17 protein-coding genes are annotated in these 18,003 nt (G+C 38.4%); 9 read left to right on the top strand and 8 right to left on the bottom strand.

Features of this window, described 5'->3' with window-relative positions; genetic code table 11:
• The first annotated feature begins 26 nt into the window (after positions 1-26).
• Positions 27-479 carry a sterol desaturase family protein gene (locus tag BUA60_RS20540; RefSeq protein ID WP_072865101.1) on the top strand — a complete coding sequence of 151 codons (453 nt, stop codon included), beginning with the start codon at positions 27-29 and terminating at the stop codon, positions 477-479.
• A gap of 128 nt (positions 480-607) precedes the next feature.
• Here BUA60_RS20540 and BUA60_RS20545 read toward each other — a convergent pair whose 3' ends face one another.
• Both BUA60_RS20545 and BUA60_RS20550 read right to left on the bottom strand, forming a co-directional pair.
• Complete coding sequence (locus BUA60_RS20545) at positions 608-1,942, bottom strand: cryptochrome/photolyase family protein (protein WP_072865103.1); 1,335 nt, start codon at positions 1,940-1,942, stop codon at positions 608-610.
• Positions 1,943-2,115: 173 nt separating this feature from the next.
• Entirely contained in the window at positions 2,116-2,910 is a 795-nt protein-coding gene (locus BUA60_RS20550) for a DUF2797 domain-containing protein (RefSeq protein WP_072865105.1), read from the bottom strand.
• A gap of 103 nt (positions 2,911-3,013) precedes the next feature.
• On the opposite strand from BUA60_RS20550, the gene BUA60_RS20555 reads away from it, so the two are divergent.
• Positions 3,014-4,528, top strand: coding sequence for a GH3 auxin-responsive promoter family protein (locus tag BUA60_RS20555; RefSeq protein WP_072865108.1), 1,515 nt, complete (start codon positions 3,014-3,016; stop codon positions 4,526-4,528).
• Positions 4,529-4,602: 74 nt separating this feature from the next.
• Complete coding sequence (locus tag BUA60_RS20560) at positions 4,603-5,148, top strand: dienelactone hydrolase family protein (protein ID WP_072865110.1); 546 nt, start codon at positions 4,603-4,605, stop codon at positions 5,146-5,148.
• A gap of 62 nt (positions 5,149-5,210) precedes the next feature.
• On the opposite strand, the gene clpX is transcribed toward BUA60_RS20560, so the two are convergent.
• From clpX to BUA60_RS20590, 6 genes are all read right to left on the bottom strand, one after another.
• A complete protein-coding gene (gene clpX / locus BUA60_RS20565; protein ID WP_072865112.1) occupies positions 5,211-6,446 on the bottom strand; it encodes an ATP-dependent Clp protease ATP-binding subunit ClpX in 1,236 nt (411 codons plus the stop codon).
• A 97-nt stretch (positions 6,447-6,543) separates the two neighbouring features.
• Positions 6,544-7,224: an ATP-dependent Clp endopeptidase proteolytic subunit ClpP gene (gene clpP, locus BUA60_RS20570; protein WP_072865114.1), complete on the bottom strand. Its 681-nt coding sequence runs from the start codon at positions 7,222-7,224 to the stop codon at positions 6,544-6,546.
• A gap of 143 nt (positions 7,225-7,367) precedes the next feature.
• Complete coding sequence (tig, locus tag BUA60_RS20575) at positions 7,368-8,690, bottom strand: trigger factor (protein WP_072865300.1); 1,323 nt, start codon at positions 8,688-8,690, stop codon at positions 7,368-7,370.
• Positions 8,691-8,788: 98 nt separating this feature from the next.
• Positions 8,789-9,139 carry a phage holin family protein gene (locus BUA60_RS20580; protein WP_072865116.1) on the bottom strand — a complete coding sequence of 117 codons (351 nt, stop codon included), beginning with the start codon at positions 9,137-9,139 and terminating at the stop codon, positions 8,789-8,791.
• Positions 9,140-9,452: 313 nt separating this feature from the next.
• Positions 9,453-10,220, bottom strand: a complete 768-nt coding sequence (locus BUA60_RS20585; RefSeq protein ID WP_072865118.1) for an alpha/beta fold hydrolase — start codon at positions 10,218-10,220, stop codon at positions 9,453-9,455.
• Complete coding sequence (locus BUA60_RS20590; protein ID WP_072865120.1) at positions 10,220-10,933, bottom strand: pyridoxine 5'-phosphate synthase; 714 nt, start codon at positions 10,931-10,933, stop codon at positions 10,220-10,222. The genes BUA60_RS20585 and BUA60_RS20590 overlap by 1 nt, the downstream gene beginning before the upstream one ends.
• Before the next feature lie 290 nt (positions 10,934-11,223).
• Between BUA60_RS20590 and BUA60_RS20595 the strand changes: the two genes are divergently transcribed.
• The 6 genes from BUA60_RS20595 to BUA60_RS20620 all read left to right on the top strand — a co-directional run bounded on the left by BUA60_RS20595 (position 11,224) and on the right by BUA60_RS20620 (position 17,983).
• Positions 11,224-11,880, top strand: a complete 657-nt coding sequence (locus BUA60_RS20595) for a CBS domain-containing protein (protein WP_072865122.1) — start codon at positions 11,224-11,226, stop codon at positions 11,878-11,880.
• 140 nt (positions 11,881-12,020) lie between these two features.
• Positions 12,021-12,902 carry an NAD kinase gene (locus BUA60_RS20600; protein WP_072865124.1) on the top strand — a complete coding sequence of 294 codons (882 nt, stop codon included), beginning with the start codon at positions 12,021-12,023 and terminating at the stop codon, positions 12,900-12,902.
• A 117-nt stretch (positions 12,903-13,019) separates the two neighbouring features.
• Complete coding sequence (gene porG / locus BUA60_RS20605; RefSeq protein ID WP_072865126.1) at positions 13,020-13,706, top strand: type IX secretion system protein PorG; 687 nt, start codon at positions 13,020-13,022, stop codon at positions 13,704-13,706.
• 64 nt (positions 13,707-13,770) lie between these two features.
• Positions 13,771-14,454, top strand: a complete 684-nt coding sequence (locus tag BUA60_RS20610; RefSeq protein WP_245802601.1) for an isoprenyl transferase — start codon at positions 13,771-13,773, stop codon at positions 14,452-14,454.
• A 4-nt stretch (positions 14,455-14,458) separates the two neighbouring features.
• Positions 14,459-17,038 (top strand): BamA/OMP85 family outer membrane protein, encoded by a 2,580-nt coding sequence (locus tag BUA60_RS20615; protein WP_072865130.1) that lies wholly within the window; start codon positions 14,459-14,461, stop codon positions 17,036-17,038.
• 105 nt (positions 17,039-17,143) lie between these two features.
• On the top strand, positions 17,144-17,983 hold the full coding sequence (locus BUA60_RS20620) for an OmpH/Skp family outer membrane protein (RefSeq protein ID WP_072865302.1): 840 nt from the start codon (positions 17,144-17,146) through the stop codon (positions 17,981-17,983).
• Positions 17,984-18,003: the final 20 nt, after the last annotated feature.

An 18,003-nucleotide genomic window follows, 5' to 3' on the forward strand; every position in this document is an offset into this window, starting at 1 on the left:
ATGAGTGATATTAAAAAAAAAGGTAAATGGAAGTAGTACTGTACATTCTTACAACTGTGTTGACTTTTATAGTGATGGAAGTGGTAACCTGGTGTACCCATAAATTTGTGATGCACGGTTTTTTGTGGGTTTTACATGCCGACCACCATGAACCTAAGTACCCCCATGTTTTTGAAAAAAACGATGCCTTTTTCGTGATTTTTGCCATTCCCAGTATTTTACTGCTGTATTTCGGAATTAGCCCGGAGCTTAACTATTTGTTCTTTATTGGTTTGGGTATACTGTTTTATGGTATTGCTTATTTTTTGGTTCATGATGTATTAATCCACCAAAGATTTAAATGGTTTAAAAACATCAAGAACAGGTATTTGCTGGCGTTAAGGAAGGCACACAAAATTCATCATAAAAATATGGGCAAGGAAGATGGGGAATGTTTCGGGATGCTGCTGGTGCCCAAAAAATACTTCAGACAAAATTAAATTTAGATTCTCTCTTTTTAGAAAGGATCACTTTAAACTCTTTTTAACCAAATAAACTCCATAACCATGGTTAACGCTAAAATAATTCATTTAAGGGGACTTAAAGATTTGGGAAACTGCTTTTGTTTTTAGGAATCAATTCCAATTTTATACACTTTCAATGCTCTTTCCCTGGCAAATTTGTGCTCCACTATTGGGTCAGGGTATTCAAAGGAGTCGAATTCAGGAATCCACTTTCTTACATACTTATAATCTTTGTCGAATTTTTTTTGTTGTGATTGTGGGTTGAAAATTCTAAAATAGGGAGCGGCATCACATCCTGTTCCCGCCGCCCATTGCCAGTTGCCATTGTTGGAGGATAATTCAAAGTCCAATAATTTTTTTGCAAAATAACCCTCTCCCCAACGCCAGTCGATCAATAGGTGCTTACATAGAAACCCTGCGGTGATCATTCTTACACGATTATGCATAAAGCCTGTTTCATTGAGCTGTCTCATGCCGGCATCCACCATGGGATATCCCGTTTTTCCTTCACACCATAGTCTAAACTCTTCCTTGTTGTTCCTCCACTGAATACCGTCGTATTTGGATCTGAAATTTTGGGTTACAACGTGGGGAAAATGAAATAGAATTTGCATAAAGAATTCCCTCCAAATGAGTTCACTTAAAAAAACGGCATACTTTTTATCAATGCTGGAAATAACCTGTCTTACGCTTATGGTTCCAAATCTTAAATGGGGACTGAGGTGACTGGTGATGTCTTCGTACGGGAAATCCCTTTGGTCCGAATAAAGATGTAGTTGGGTCAGGTCAAAGTCCTGCACCTCAATATCTGATTTTTTAAAACCGATATTTTCCAAAGATAAGTATGGGTAATCTCCTTTAATAAGGTTATCTAGTTTGGGGGTCCTAAGTGATATGTTATTTTCCTCCTCAAATTTCGCGAGCCATTTATTCTTATAGGGCGTAAAAACCGTATAGGGTTCTTCATCGCCTTTTACAATTTCGTTTTCCTCGAATATTACTTGATCCTTAAAACTAAAAAAGGGGATATCCTTTTTTGCCAGCATTTCGGAAATTTCCTTATCCCTGCCAATGGCATAAGGTTCGTAGTCTCGGTTGGTATAAACGGCAACTACATTGAATTTGGAAATCAAATCCTTCCAAATTGTTACCGGTTCGCCGTCCAAGCACAAAATGTCCGAGCCATGGTGTTTTAAGGTTTCTTTTATTTTGAAAATTGTTTGATGTATAAAATTTACTCTGGCGTCATCTTCGGGCAATTCGTTTAAAATAAGGCGATCATAAATAAATATGGGCAAAACGGGGATGTCCTTACCCAATGCTTCCGCCAGTGCCGTGTTATCTTCTATTCTAAGATCGCGTCTAAACCAAAAAATAGCAAATGGGGTCTGATCTTTGGATAAGGCCGATATATGTTCATTACTTATGTTGGGCGCCATGGTATCTATTGGAAAAAATTATTAAGATTGAAGTTTCAGGCTGTAAACCTTAAGGAATTAGTGTATTTAACAAGTAAGCTTTCTTATCCTATTTGGTAAATTTGGAATGATCCAACTTCAAGGACAATTTAATGATATTTTAAATGAATATCAATGTTTTTGCCGTGTATAATCTACTTTACATCCAAACTAACTACGTATCCTTCACTTCCCCTAACATTAAAGACCGTACTGTCTTCAAAGATGAGATATTGCCCTTTAATACCTTTTAAGACCCCGGTATATGTTGGTGTTTTGTCCAGGTTAAGGCTTTTTACTTTTTTGGGATATTGTAGCACGGGAAACTCTAGATGGGTTTCCGTATTACTTTCTATATAGTATGCTGCGGCTTCTTCCGGGATATATTTTTTTAATTTATTTCTGTATGCTACCAAATCCTCATCATCAACGTCATTGGTCAACATTTTTCTCCAATTGGTCTTGTCGCCAATATGCTCTTTTAAAGCAACCTCGGTAACACCGGCCAAATAACGATTGGGTACTTCAACAATCTCTATGGCCTCATGGGCACCTTGATCTATCCATCTGGTAGGTACCTGGGATTTGCGGGTAACGCCTACTTTGATGTTGCTGGAATTGGCAAGATAAACGATGTGGGGCTGTAACTGAACCTTTTTTTCATATTCCAGATCGCGGTCTTCCTGGTCCAGGTGTGCCGTACTTAATTCGGGGCGCATGATCCAATCCCCGGCCGTGGGAATTTCATAAAAACAGGTCCTGCAGAAACCTTGTCTGAAAATGGGCCGATCTTCGCCGCAGTTTAGACATTGGTATTTTATAAAGGAAATTGTGAGTTCCTTGTTCAATACCTGGTTCAGGTTTAAAAAGTCACCGTCAAATATTAGGTAATACTGTATTGGGTCTGCTAATTCGGTTTGCATTTTTCTTAAAACTCCTTGATACTGCATATTTTTTCTGCTTAACGTAAAATCAATTTGAATATGAATTCAATTAAACCTATTTTTAGCTAATTGAACCAAACTCAAAAACCCGTTAAAAATAGGGATAAAAATGCCAATAACATTATTCAATTCGATTGCTTCTTGGCTGTTGAAAAAAAGATATCATCAGATAGAACTTTTTTTAAAGTACCCTGAGGAGGTGCAGGATGAGGTGTTGCACCAGTTATTGTCCTTTGCCGAGGATACCGAAATTGGACGGAAGTACGATTTTGAATCTATCGCCAGTTATGAAACCTTTGCAGAGAGGATTCCAATTGTCTCCTATGAGGAGGTGGAACCTATGATAGAGCGATCCAGAAGGGGCGAGCAAAATATCTTTTGGCCAACGACCATTAAGTGGTTTGCGAAGAGTAGTGGTACTACAAACGCCAAAAGCAAGTTTATTCCTGTAAGTTCCGAGGCTTTGGAGGATTGCCATTATAAATCCAGTAAGGATCTGCTCTGTCTATATTTGAACAACAACGAGAATTCCCAATTGTTTACGGGAAAAAGTTTAAGATTGGGAGGCAGTAAGGAACTTTATCAAGATAATGGAACCGTTTTTGGCGATCTATCGGCCATTCTTATAGATAATATGCCATTTTGGGCAGAACTGAGTAGTACACCAAGTAATAAGGTATCCCTTATGAGCGAATGGGAGACTAAGTTACAGGCCATTATTCGGGAAAGTGTTCAGGAAAATGTCACCAGCTTGGCCGGAGTGCCTTCTTGGATGTTGGTGCTATTGATCAATGTTCTGGAGCAAACAGGAAAGGAGCACCTTTTTAAAGTTTGGGAAAATTTGGAAGTATATTTTCATGGAGGTGTAAGCTTTAATCCTTATAAAGATCAATATTCCCGACTCTTGCCTCGGAAAAATTTTAATTACTATGAAATCTACAACGCGTCCGAAGGGTTTTTTGCTATTCAGGATAGAAATAATGCGGACGATCTCTTGTTGATGCTGGATTATGGAATATTTTATGAGTTTATTCCCATGGAAACCTATGGTACCAGTGAACAGGTTACCCTGCCTTTATGGAACGTTAAGGTAAATAGAAACTACGCGGTAATAATTACGACCAACGCGGGTCTTTGGAGGTATAAAATAGGGGATACCGTAAGGTTTACTTCTACCAACCCCTATAGGATCAAAATAACGGGGAGAACAAAACATCATATCAATGTATTTGGGGAAGAGCTGATCATAGAAAATGCGGAAGAAGCCTTGAAGTCGATTTGTAAAAAAACTGGGTCCGAAATAAAGGACTATACCGTAGCGCCCATATTTATGGAGGGTAAGGAAAAGGGTGCCCATGAGTGGATTATAGAGTTTAGAAAGGCTCCAGAAGAACTGGCCTATTTTACCGAAATTCTTGACAATGCACTTAAATCCTTGAACTCAGATTATGAGGCCAAGCGTTATAATAACATTACTTTAAAACTTCCTAAAGTCCATATTGCCAGGGAAAACTTGTTCTATGACTGGCTAAAATCAAAAGATAAGTTGGGAGGGCAGCATAAAATTCCAAGATTGTCCAATAAAAGGGATTATATCGAAGAATTGCTTCAGATGAACAAATAAATGTGATTAAAACTCTCAATATGTTCAACTTAGAGGTATTAAAAGTTTCCCTTTAACTATTTATACTTTTTATTATGGCGAACAGACTAGTGATATTATCCGATATGTGGGGTTCTAAAAAAGGGCTATGGATTACCTCCTATTTAGGTTATTTGCAGCAATATTACGATATTACATTTTACGATTGTCAGCATTTGGCCAATATTAGTTTGGAGGTAAATTCTCCAGAAAATATCCATAAGGAATTTATTGATGGGGGAGTGGAAACTGCAGTTGCCCATCTGCTTAAAAAGGAAACTGAGCCAAGTCATTATTTGGCTTTTGGTATAGGAGGTAATATTGCTTGGAAGGCTGCACTTAAAGGCTTGCCCCTAAAATCGTTATATTCGGTTTCCAGTAACAGATTGCGTTTGGAAAGTGAAAGACCAAAAGCGAACGTTCAACTTCTATACGGGCAAAATGATGAATTTAGGCCTTCCGAAACATGGTCCGACCAAATTGGCGTGGATGTTGAAGTTGTGAAAGGTTTTGGACATGAACTCTATACCGATGAGAAAATAATCAGTAAGGTGTGCTTGGATTTATTGGCCAAGGTTATGCAAAAACAGCATGTGGCTTAATAACTTCATTTCCATATGAATTATGGAAGATAGTATAGGTTTTTAAAAAGTTAAAAGCAGTCCTAAGAGACTGCTTTTAACTTTTTAATAGTTTCAAAAGATAATTTCTCTTCGGCATAAGGTTTGGTTACCTTAAATTCCGTTTCATTGGTACTTGGGAATTCGAACATGGCATCGGTGAAAATGGCTTCGCAAAGAGAACGTAATCCCCTTGCCCCCAATTTATACTCTATAGCCTTGTCCACAATATAGTCCAACGCCTGCTCCGTTATCTTAAAGGTAATCCCATCCATCTTAAACAATTTCTCATATTGTTTAATTATGGCGTTCTTGGGTTCTGTTAAAATGGCCCTAAGGGTTTCCTTGTCCAATGGATTCATATGGGTGAGTACCGGTAGTCTACCAATAATCTCAGGGATTAATCCAAAGTCCTTTAGATCCTTAGGTACAATGTATTGTAAAATATTTTCGTTGTCCACCTTTTCTTCAGCTTTGGAAGCACTATAGCCTACGGCCTGCATGTTCAGCCTTTTGGTGATGTGTCTTTCGATGCCGTCAAAGGCACCTCCGGCGATAAACAAAATATTTTCTGTATTTACTTCAATAAATTTTTGATCCGGGTGCTTTCTGCCACCTTTGGGCGGAACGTTTACCACGGTCCCCTCCAATAGTTTAAGAAGTCCTTGTTGAACACCTTCCCCGGATACATCGCGAGTAATTGAAGGATTGTCGCTTTTTCGTGCAATTTTATCAATTTCATCAATGAAGACGATACCACGTTCTGCCTTTTCCAAATTGTAATCGGCCGCCTGTAGCAAGCGGGTAAGTATACTTTCCACATCTTCTCCAACATAACCGGCTTCCGTAAGTACGGTAGCGTCAACTATGGCCAAAGGAACATTGAGCATCTTCGCAATGGTTTTGGCCATTAGGGTCTTACCAGTCCCTGTTTGGCCTACCATGACAATATTGCTCTTCTGGATTTCTATATCGTCTTCCTTACTTTTTGGTTGTAGAAGTCTTTTGTAATGGTTGTAGACGGCAACGGACATTACTTTTTTGGTGCGATCCTGTCCAATTATGAACGTGTCCAAAAATTCCTTTATTTCCAAAGGTTTTTTTAAGGTTAATTCGGAGGAAAGATCATGGTTTTTGGTCTGCTTGGATTCCTCTGCCACAATACCGTGTGCCTGCTCTATACAACGATCGCATATATGCGCATCAAGACCAGCAATCAATAGATTGGTTTCTGGTTTCTTTCTACCACAAAAAGAGCATTCTAAATTTTCTTTTGCCATATCATTTTATCACTTTCAATAATAGTAACGAAATAATCCACACTTTGGTGCATCCGTACAGAATGTAGCCCGGATTATTCGTGTCTTTTAGTCGTCTCTAGTCTTTATCCCTTACCAAGATTTCATCTATCATGCCATAATCCTTGGCTTCGTTTGCTTTCATCCAGTAATCCCTGTCACTATCGTCACTTACTTTTTCAAGGGGTTGTCCGGAATGATTTGCAATGATCTGGTACAATTCATCTTTTAGTTTTAGGATCTCCCTTGCCGTAATTTCAATATCACTGGCTTGGCCTTGAGCCCCTCCAAGAGGTTGATGGATCATTACCCTGGAATGCGTTAAGCCACTGCGCTTGCCTTTTTCTCCTGCGCATAGTAGTACGGCCCCCATGGAGGCAGCCATTCCTGTACATATGGTAGCCACATCGGGTTTTATGAACTGCATAGTGTCATAGATTCCCAAACCGGCGTAAACACTTCCACCTGGGGAATTGATATATATCTGTATGTCCTTGGAGGCATCCGTGCTCTCCAAAAATAATAACTGAGCTTGTACAATGTTGGCAACTTGGTCATTGATCCCTGTTCCAAGGAAAATGATCCGGTCCATCATTAATCGCGAAAAAACATCCATTGCCACTGCATTCAGCTGTCTTTCTTCAATAATGTTTGGAGTAAGGTTGGTGGGGTACATACTACTTAAAATAGTATCGTAATACATGCTATTTATTCCCTGATGTTTAATAGCATAGTTTTTGAATTCTTTCCCGTAATCCATATTTTATATCAATAGTTTTATAAGATAAAAAAAGTGTCGAAAATAAACTCTTCGACACTGTAAATATACTTATTTTTAGTGAAACTATATTTTATTGGCCCCTATCGAGGCGTAATTAAAATGTAAGTTTCCGCTAATGCAAATTACCCGTATACTTCTTTAACAAAGTCTTCGTAAGTAACTTCTTTCGTTTTTAAATTTGCCTTTTCTTTATAAAGGGTCAAAAGCTTTTGGCTCATTAATTGTTCCGAAAGGCGTTTTACCTCGTCTTGATTGGAAAGTACCCTTGCTGCAATACTATCCAACTCTTCATCTTTAGGGTTCATTTGTCCAAACTGGGCCATTTGCTGCTTAATAAAGCCCTTAGCAAATTCTTTTAACTCATCAAACTGTATTTGAATACCGTTTTCTTGGATTATCTTACCTTCTATTAGTTGATAGCGAAGGCCTTTTTCCGATTTTTCAAATTCTTCGTTCGCTTCTTCCTCGGTCAATTGTTTTTCACCGGTCATTTGAATCCACTTGGTCAAAAATTCCGTAGGAAGGTCAAATTTGATATTGTCTATAAAATATTCGGTTACATCATTGAGTAACTTCTGGTCGGATTGTTGCTCAAATTGTTTTTCAGAGTCTTCCTTGATGCGTTCCTTAAGCTCTTTTTCAGAAGTAACTACATCCTTTCCAAATAATTTATCGAAAAGTTCCTGATCCAATTTGGCAGGCTCTTTTTCGTTGATTTCTTCAATGGTGAAAGTAACTTCGATATCCAATTTTTCGGATTTTTCACCGTCTATACCCAAAGAACTGCCCAACAAATAATCTTCTTTGAACAATCCCTTAGTGTTTAAGGTAACTACATCGCCCACTTTTTTGCCCAAAAGGCTCTCAAGTGCTTTTTTGCTTTTTATTTTTTCGATCTCGATTACCGTCTTGTTGTCTATTTCCTCTGCCTCGTTTTTGAAAACACCATTTACGTCATCCTTTTTCCCGATTTCCGTCTTGCTGATCAGTTTTCCGTATTGCTTTTGAATACGCTCCACCTGCTCATCGACCATTTTTTTGTCGGCAATAATTTTGTAGTGCGTTATGGCTTTTTTCGACTTAAGGTCTACACTGAAATTAGGCGCAAGTCCCAATTCAAATTCAAATGCAAACTCTTCAGAATCCCAATTAAAGTTATCCTGTTGTTTTGGAAGTGGATTTCCTAGAACATCCAGCTTTTCTTCTGTAAGATATTTGTTAAGATTGTCTTGTAACAGTTTATTTACCTCATCAACCAAAACGGCCTTTCCGTATTGTTTCTTGATCAATCCCATAGGCACCTGACCTTTTCTGAAACCTGGTATGTTTGCCTGTTTTCTGTAGTCCTTTAAGATTGTTTCTACCTTATCGAAGTAATCGTCCTTGGTTACCGCAACTTTTACTACTGCATTTAATTCGTCAATCTGCTCTTTAGTGATGTTCATTTCTATATCTAATTTTACTAAAATAAAATGGGATGCAAAAGTAGTACATTTTCTAATCTCCAACAAGTTTTTAAATTACTGAATGTCAAAAAGGTACCCTATATTTTTTTGTCATCATTTAGAAATGAATAAAATATAGATTGTAGAAAGGAAAGCAAAAGACTAAAAAGTAACGCCCACCAAATATTATTTACTTGAAAACCATCAACAAAGTAGTCGGCCAAAAGGATAATTATAGCGTTGATTATGAGCAGGAACAGCCCTAAGGTAAGTATGGTTACGGGTAAGGTTAGGATGACCAGTATGGGTTTTACAATAAAATTCAACAAACTCAGAACAATGGCCACAATAATGGCCGTGGTATAGGAGTCCACACCTACCCCAGGTAGTATTTTTGCTAAAATAACAACTGCTATGGCACTTAGGAGAATTCTTAAAATTAAGTTCATGGTTTACTTTTTTTTGGTTTATGGAATGTTTTATTAATGGTATAATACCCTTAAAAGTAAACATTTATTTTATTAGTGAAACTCAATTTTGAGAAGTCAGTAAGACGCACTGAAAATTGCCAGTTGAACTAATCCCGCCTTTTTCGGCGGGATCTAGGTTCAATACCTCGACCCTTGAGTCGATTCCTATTATTGGGTTCAGGGCTTGCCCTGAGGTTTAATGCCTTTTATCTGTTAAGGGGATATTTTTCTTGGGTTTTAAGAATGGACTTAGAATCGGCCTCAGCATTTTATAAAGTAAAAAAGGTACTGACTACTTGATAAATAGTATGGATTTTTGGAAAAACTGGGTGGGATTCTCCGCGTGAAGCCAATGTCCGGCCTTATCTATTGTTTCAACCGTGGCCAAGGGAAAATGCCTTTTTATAATGGACAAATCATCAGGGGTTATATACTCCGATCTGTCTCCCCTTAAAAAAAGTGTTGGTCCTTTATAGGTATCGGTAGATCCTATGTTTTCACCAATTTCTTCCATTTTTTCGCTCAAAACCTTAAGATTGAAGCGAAAACTCAAAACCCCCTTTTCCTCCCAGTACAAATTCTTCAGTAAAAATTGACGTATCCCTATATTTTTGATGTATTTGGACAATTGTTCATCCGCATCGTTTCTTGAGCTTATATTTTTAATATCCAAGGCATTGAGGCCGTTAATTATATCCTGGTGATGGGGTGGGTAAAATTTAGGGGCAATATCCGCCACCAGTAGCTTTTTTGTTAATTGGGGATAGCGGCAGGCAAACAACATGGCCGTTTTTCCTCCCATGGAATGACCAAGTATAATGGCGTCTCCCAAATGGTGATGATCCATATATTGTTTGAGGTCTTCGGCCAACAAATCATAATTGAATTCGGTGGAGTGAAAACTTTTTCCGTGATTGCGCAAATCCAGCATATGTACTTGAAAGCCTTCATCGGCATATTTGGAGCCCATGGATTTCCAGTTGTCGGACATGCCCAAAAAACCATGTAGGATAATAATAGGTTGTCCTTCCCCTAAAATATTGGAATGCAATACAGGCATTATTTTAATTTGTTTAGATACATATTAATTACATTTTCCAAGCCTAGATACAGGGATTCGCATATTAGGGCGTGACCAATGGAAACTTCCAGCAAGTGAGGTATGCTTTCTTTGAAATATTTTATGTTGTCCAAGCTTAGGTCGTGTCCTGCATTAATGCCCAAACCTAATTCATGGGCCGCTTTGGCAGCATCGGAAAAAGCCAAAACCCCTTTTTTGTTTCCCTTGGCATATTCGTGGGCATAGCTTTCGGTATATAGTTCAATACGGTCGGTTCCTGTTAATGCGGCTCCTTGGACCATTTCAATATTGGCGTCCACAAAAATAGAAGTCCTTATGCCATTGCTTTTAAATGTTGATATTACCTCTTTTAGAAAATCCTTATGCTTTACCGTATCCCATCCGGCGTTGGACGTAATGGCATCAACGGCATCGGGGACTAGCGTGACTTGTGTGGGTTTTACCTCCAATACCAAATCCATAAAGGATTGAATAGGGTTTCCTTCTATATTGAATTCGGTGCGCACCAATTTCTTTAAGTCCCTTGCATCTTGGTATTTTATATGTCTTTCATCGGGCCTTGGATGTATGGTTATACCTTGTGCCCCAAAATCTTCAATATCTTTGGCTACTTTTAACAGGTCGGGTACGTTTCCTCCACGCGAATTTCTTAATGTTGCAATTTTATTTACATTAACGCTAAGCTTTGTCATAGGATTTTGGTATGTTTAAAAGGCAAAAATACAAATTAGGCATACCTTTTGCTTATTTTATTATGAAGAATTCGTTTGCAGGGCCAGGTTGTATCCCTAGTGGAAAATTATAGTTAACTAGGTTTCGTTGGTTTTTGAGGACTTTCGGGTGGAATTGGTTTGGAGTATTCCTAATTTAACCGGATTGTTTTTTAACAGCCCGCAAAAGCTAGGTCTTTTTAGAAATAATACTTAGGAAGATTCGGGTTCTTAGAAATTTTTATTAGTATTTTGCGTTATAATATGAAGTTATGAATATTCAAAACAACATAATTGATACATTACCGATTTTTAAAGTGGGTGATCCCTTGAAAAAAGTGATCAAATTCTTTAATGAATCTACCTATTCCCATGTTGCCGTGGTGGAGGGGAATGTTTTTATTGGAGTTTTGGATGAAAATGATCTTGATAATTATGAAAAGGATAAGAAGATAGAGGACTACCGATATACTTTGGAAACCTTTTTTGTACGTAAGGAAACCTCTTGGCTGGATGTCCTGGAAATATTTTCGAAGAATGAGGCAAACCTTTTGCCTGTCTTGGATAATGACGGCCTTGTCTTAGGGTATTATGATCTTATAGACATTGTTGATGAGTTTATAGATACGCCATTTTTTACAGAGCCTGGGGGAATCCTGGTCTTGGCCAAGGGTCTAAAGGATTATTCTTTTAGCGAAATTGCCCAAATTGTGGAAAGTAACAATGTGAAACTGATTGGCGGGTTTATTACGGATATTCGCAATGATGTTATCCAGATTACCATTAAAATAGGGACTACACATTTAAATGAAATTATACAGTCTTTTAGAAGGTATAACTACACCATACTCTACGGAAATAACGACGATCAATTTATTGAGGATTTAAAACAGAGGTCTGATTATTTGGATAAATATCTAAATGTTTAACTCCTAAGAAATGAGCCAGTTTGCACAAGGACATTACCTCCCGTTAATTTTTCGACGTACGTATATTGGCAGCGGCGAATTACACCCGTCTGAACTAAGAAGTCGGGCAGGTCTAATAAATAAAATATATCCTTAAACAGATGAAAGTTGCCATTTACGGACTTACCTGCCAGAATAACGTATTGGATTGCATTGTGGAGCTGTTGGACGAACTTCACCAAGAAAATGCCCAAATCTATTTTGAAAAAGGGTTTTACAACTTAATCATGGCCAAGCGTAATGTAGGCGAATTCCCCATATTTACGGATTCCAATGGTCTTGATGCTGAATTTGATATGTTTGTGAGCTTTGGTGGTGATGGTACCATTTTAAGGGCTACTACCTATGTTCGCGACCTAGGAATACCAATTGTTGGTGTAAATACCGGTAGACTTGGGTTTTTATCCACATTTAGAAAAGAAGATGTGCGTAAGGTGGTAAAAGAATTCGTTTCTGGGGCATATACCATTGTAGAGCGCAGTCTGGTGGAGGTAAGTGCCCAATCCGATATCCCTGAATTTAAGACATTAAACTTTGCATTGAATGAGATTACCGTGAGCAGGAAGGATACCACATCCATGATTACGGTAGAAACGCATTTGAACGATGAATATCTTACATCTTATTGGGCGGATGGTTTAATTGTGGCGACGCCCACAGGATCTACCGGGTATTCTCTTAGCTGTGGTGGTCCTGTAATTGCCCCTACGGCAAAATCATTGATTCTTACTCCTATTGCACCCCATAACCTAAATGCAAGACCTTTGGTAATTTCGGATGATACCGTTATTAGGCTCAAGGTTTCCGGGAGGGAAGATAGTCATTTGGTGTCCTTGGACTCCAGAATAGCCACCGTGGCCAGTGGCAAGGAGATTTTTATCAAAAAAGCTCCATTTACCATAAAAATGATCGAATATACCTCCGAAAGTTTTCTAAAAACACTACGAAATAAATTATTGTGGGGCGAAGACAAACGTAACTGATTGTTTTGGGAGCGACAATAAAATGGAACAAAAGCTGTTTATCAAGTGAGAACATGAATGTAATAATTTACTAGTCTAAACTACTGAAATTGTTATATTTGCAAACTTTTATAAATAATGAGGTTATTTTTTGCTGCATTACTTCTTTTCATTTGTAATGAAATAAAGGGACAAACATACGAGATTGGCCTATTTGCGGGTGGCACCAATAATATTGGGGATGTTGGAAGGTCTAATTTTATTTTGCCTTCGGGGCCGGCTTTCGGAGGTTTGTTTAAATGGAACAAGAGTAAACGCTATGCATGGAGGGCCAGTATTATTTATGGAGAATTTACGGCGGATGATTCCAAATCGGACATTCCGTCCCGACAACAACGGAATTTTATAATGGACAATAATATTCTAGAGGCTTCCGCAGGTTTGGAGTTTAATTTTGTAGAATATAATTTACATCGTTTAGGGCCGGCCTTTACGCCTTATCTGTATACTGGGGTTACCTATTTTAGGTATGGATACCACTATTTTGATGCGGCGCAATTACAGGATATTGGACAGAAAGATGGATCGTTTTCGGTTCCTATGACGGTTGGTGCTAAATTAAGGATTAGTCAGTTTTTTATTGTTGGAGCAGAAATAGGGGCCAGATATACCTTTACGGATAATTTGGATGCCAGTAATCCGGAAGGTTCCAATTATGAGGAATTTAGATTTGGAAATATTTTTAGTGATGATTGGTATGTGTTCTCCGGAGTTACGTTAACGTATACATTTGGAAGAAAACCTTGCCAGGATTGTTTTGAGTAGTGTAAAAAATAATAGTTTGGAAGAATTAAAGATCAAATCATTGCCAAGACACTTAGCCATAATTATGGATGGTAATGGACGATGGGCGAAAGAAAAGGGAAAATTAAGGGTTTTTGGTCATGAGCAAGGGGTTAAAACCGTTAGGAGAACTGTGGAGGACTGTGCTAGAATTGGGCTGGAGTTTCTTACTCTATATACTTTTTCTACCGAGAATTGGAACAGGCCCAAATTGGAAGTCGATACTTTAATGCGGTTGCTGGTTTCTTCCCTTAAAAAGGAATTGAAGACCTTAAACAATAATAATATTAAGTTAAATACCATTGGCAATATTGCCTCCTTGCCAAATAGTGCCCACAAGGAATTATTGGATGTCATGGAGAAAACCAAGGCCAATACAGGAATGACGCTAACGCTTGCCCTTAGTTATGGGTCTCGGGAAGAGATAAAAAATGCCGTACAACAGATATGTGTCAAAGTTAAAAATAATATAATTTCTCCCGAAAATATTGACGAAACCATTATTAATAACCATCTTTACACGCAAAATTTACCAGATGTAGACTTGTTGATCCGTACCAGTGGAGAGCACAGGATCAGTAATTTCTTACTATGGCAGATTGCATATGCGGAATTGTATTTTATTGATGTATTTTGGCCGGATTTTTCGGAACAGCATTTATTGGAAGCCATTAAAAATTACCAGAACAGAGAACGAAGATTTGGAAAAACTAGCGAACAACTCACCTAGCGGCATGAATAGGTTCATGTCCCTTGAACTTTTTATTACACTTTTATTCTTAATTTTTACCACAGTTATCTCGGCACAGGATACTTCCTACGAAGATGGTAAACGGTATATTCTTGGGGGATTGGAAGTTACCGGATTGCAAAGTTACAACGAGCAGACCGTAAAGACCTACACAGGGTTAAGGATAGGGCAGCCCATTACCGTTCCCGGCGATGAAATAAGTGCCGTCATCAATAAATTATGGGGATTGGAACTTTTTACGGATATAAGCTTCTATATTACCAATATTGAAGGGGAAAATGTTTTTCTGGAATTGAATATTATAGAGAGGCCAACACTTTCCAATGTAACGGTTTATGGAGTTAAAAAAAGAAAGATAGAGGAAATCTTAAAGGATACCGATCTTAAAAAGGGTAAAAAGATAACCGAGAGTTTAATCGCCAATTCCAAGAATTATATCCAGAACAAATATAAAAAGAAGGGATATCTAAATGCCAAGGTTACCATTGCTACTACAAAGGATACCACCGATGCCAATACACAGGCTATGGTCATAAATGTTAAGCAGGGCGATAAGGTGAAGATCAACGATATTGTCTTTGAAGGTAACGAGCAGTTGTCCAACAAACAGCTTGGCAAGGCCATGAAAAAGACCAAGAAACGAAAGTTCTACCGTTTCTGGAAGAAGTCCAAATATATTCAGGAAGATTATAATAATGATTTGGTTTCCCTCGTGGACAAATATGCGGAAAAAGGTTTTAGGGATGCCCGTATTATTTCGGATACCTTTGTAAAGGTTTCCGATGATCTTATCGATTTGAAGATCAAGGTAGAGGAAGGGAACAAGTATTATTTTGGGGAAATAGATTTTGTTGGAAATACTGTGTATTCGGATCGTCAGCTAGCACAGGTTTTGGGAGTTAAAAAGGGGGATACCTATAATGGAGTTTTGTTGCGCGAACGTATTGCCGATGACTCCAAGCCCGATGCACAAGATCTTACCAATTTATATCAAAATAACGGTTATTTGTTCTCCAGTATCAACCCTGTGGAGATTTCTGCTGAGAATGATACCATCAATTTTGAAATTAGAATTATTGAAGGTAAAGAGACTTTTCTAGATCACGTTACCGTAGTGGGTAATGATAAGACCAACGATCACGTTATTTTTAGGGAGTTGCGCACAAGACCAGGCCAACGCTATAATAAATCGGATATCATTAGAAGTATCAGGGAATTGGGGCAATTAGGATTCTTTGATGCGGAACAGATAAAGCCGGATATCCAAAATCCTGATCCCAATGCAGGAACAGTGGATATAGCATATAGCTTAGTGGAAGCAGGTTCCAGCCAGATCGAGCTCCAGGGTGGTTATGGTGGAGGGGGCTTCATAGGAACCCTTGGATTGTCCTTTAGCAACTTCTCCATGAAGAATTTATTTAATGGGGAGGCCTATAAACCGGTCCCTATGGGGGATGGACAAACCTTTGCCCTGCGGTTGCAGGCCAGTAGGACCTATAGGGTGTATAGTTTAAATTTCTCCGAGCCGTGGTTGGGAGGTAAAAAACCGGTAAGGTTCAATATGTCCTTATCCAGAACCCAACAGTTTTACTACAACCCTTATGTAAGTAGCAAGCCGGATAAGAGTAAGCAGTTTTCCATCACTGGAATTTCGGCAGGTTTGGCAAAAAGGGTGCTGTGGCCAGATGATTACTTTACCATATCCCATTCCTTGGGGTACCAGCTGTACAATTTTAAGGATTATAATTTAGGACTTTTCAATTTCGGGAATGGAAAATCCAACTCTATAGCCTATACTTTGGGAATATCAAGAAACGCGTTGGATGGAGGTCGTATTTATCCTAGAAAAGGTTCAAATTTTGAGTTAACCGCCAAGTTTACCCCTCCTTTTTCTTTGTTCAATAATATAGATTATGAGCAACTTAATGAGGATGAGGAAAAGGCTATTGAGGAATTGGATAGTGACGAAATAGAACGAATAGACCAGGAACGCTTTAGATGGCTGGAATTCTACAAAGTTAATTTTAAAGGGGATTGGTACACTTCTTTGGTTGGCGACTTAGTGTTGAGATCCAATGCTGAGTTTGGATTTTTGGGAAGTTATAACGAAGATGTAGGAAAGGTTCCGTTTGAAAGATTTTATGTTGGGGGAGATGGTATGGGCGCTTACACTTTGGACGGTAGGGATGTAATTGCCTTAAGGGGTTATGAAAATCAATCCTTAACACCATATAGCACAGATCCATTGAGTGGTGGGCAGGTACAGGATGGTGGAGTTGTGTATAATAAATATTCCTTGGAGCTTAGATACCCATTGACACTAAAACCATCTGCATCCATTTATGGACAGGTATTTTTAGAGGCAGGAAATGCCTTCAACAATTTTCAAGACTTTAATCCGTTTGAGTTAAAAAGATCTGCCGGAGTGGGTCTACGTATTTTTATGCCAGCATTTGGATTATTGGGAATTGATTTTGGATATGGATTTGATCAAGATTATAACCCCAATTCATCAGGACCTAGCGGTTGGCAAACCCACTTCATCATTGGACAACAGTTTTAATATATAGAAATTTGCAATTGTTTTATATCTTAAATGGTTCATTCTAAAATATTTAGTTATTTTGGCACGATATTTTCTATAGTATAAAAAGAAGATAGCATGGGAATTAAATCAAAAGTACTTTTGTTTCTAATCGCAACTATGTGTGCGGCTACCATTTCGGCGCAAAGGGCTATTAGGATAGGTTATGTGGATATGGAATATATCCTTGAAAATGTTGAGGAGTACAGGGAGGCCAATGAGCAATTGGCGGCCAAAGTCCAGAAATGGAAATTGGAACTGGATAAGGAGAAGGGGGTAATTGATCAGATGAAGAAGGATTTAATGGCAGAGAAAGTGCTGTTAACGGAGGAATTGATTTCCGAGAGGCAGGAAGAGATCCAAATCTTGGAAAAGGAGATGTTCGATTATCAGCAAGATAGATTTGGTCCTGAAGGCGATTTGGTGCTTCAAAAAAGAAGATTGATACAGCCAATTCAAGATCAGGTTTTCAATGAAGTGCAGAAAATTGGCGCAAATAAAAAATATGATTTTATTTTTGATAAATCGGCAGATGTTGTAATGTTGTATTCCGAGAAAAGACACGATATTAGCGATCTTGTTTTAAGGGGTATTTCACGGACTAGAAAAATAAGCGCACCTAAGAATAGGCAAAATGCTAGAAATAGTTTCGAAGATATTGAGGATGAGGAAACGGAAGAAACAATTAGCGATGCTATTTTAGAACGTCAGGAGAGGGCAAAACAGGCAGAAGAGGCGAGGACCAAGACGGCGGAGGAAAACCGGGCAGAACAGCTCAGGATTCGCGAAGAACGTAAAAAGGCGTACGAAGAAAGAAGGAAAAAGTTGTTGGAAGAAAGGGAAGCAAAAAGAAAGAAGGAATTAGAGGAGAGAAATGGTAAAAATGACTCTGAGGAAGAAGAGAGTTCGGAGGGCGATGAATAGAATTGAATTAAGTTTAAACC

It is taken from the genome of Arenibacter palladensis (assembly GCF_900129275.1).
In the GTDB taxonomy this organism is placed as follows: domain Bacteria; phylum Bacteroidota; class Bacteroidia; order Flavobacteriales; family Flavobacteriaceae; genus Arenibacter; species Arenibacter palladensis.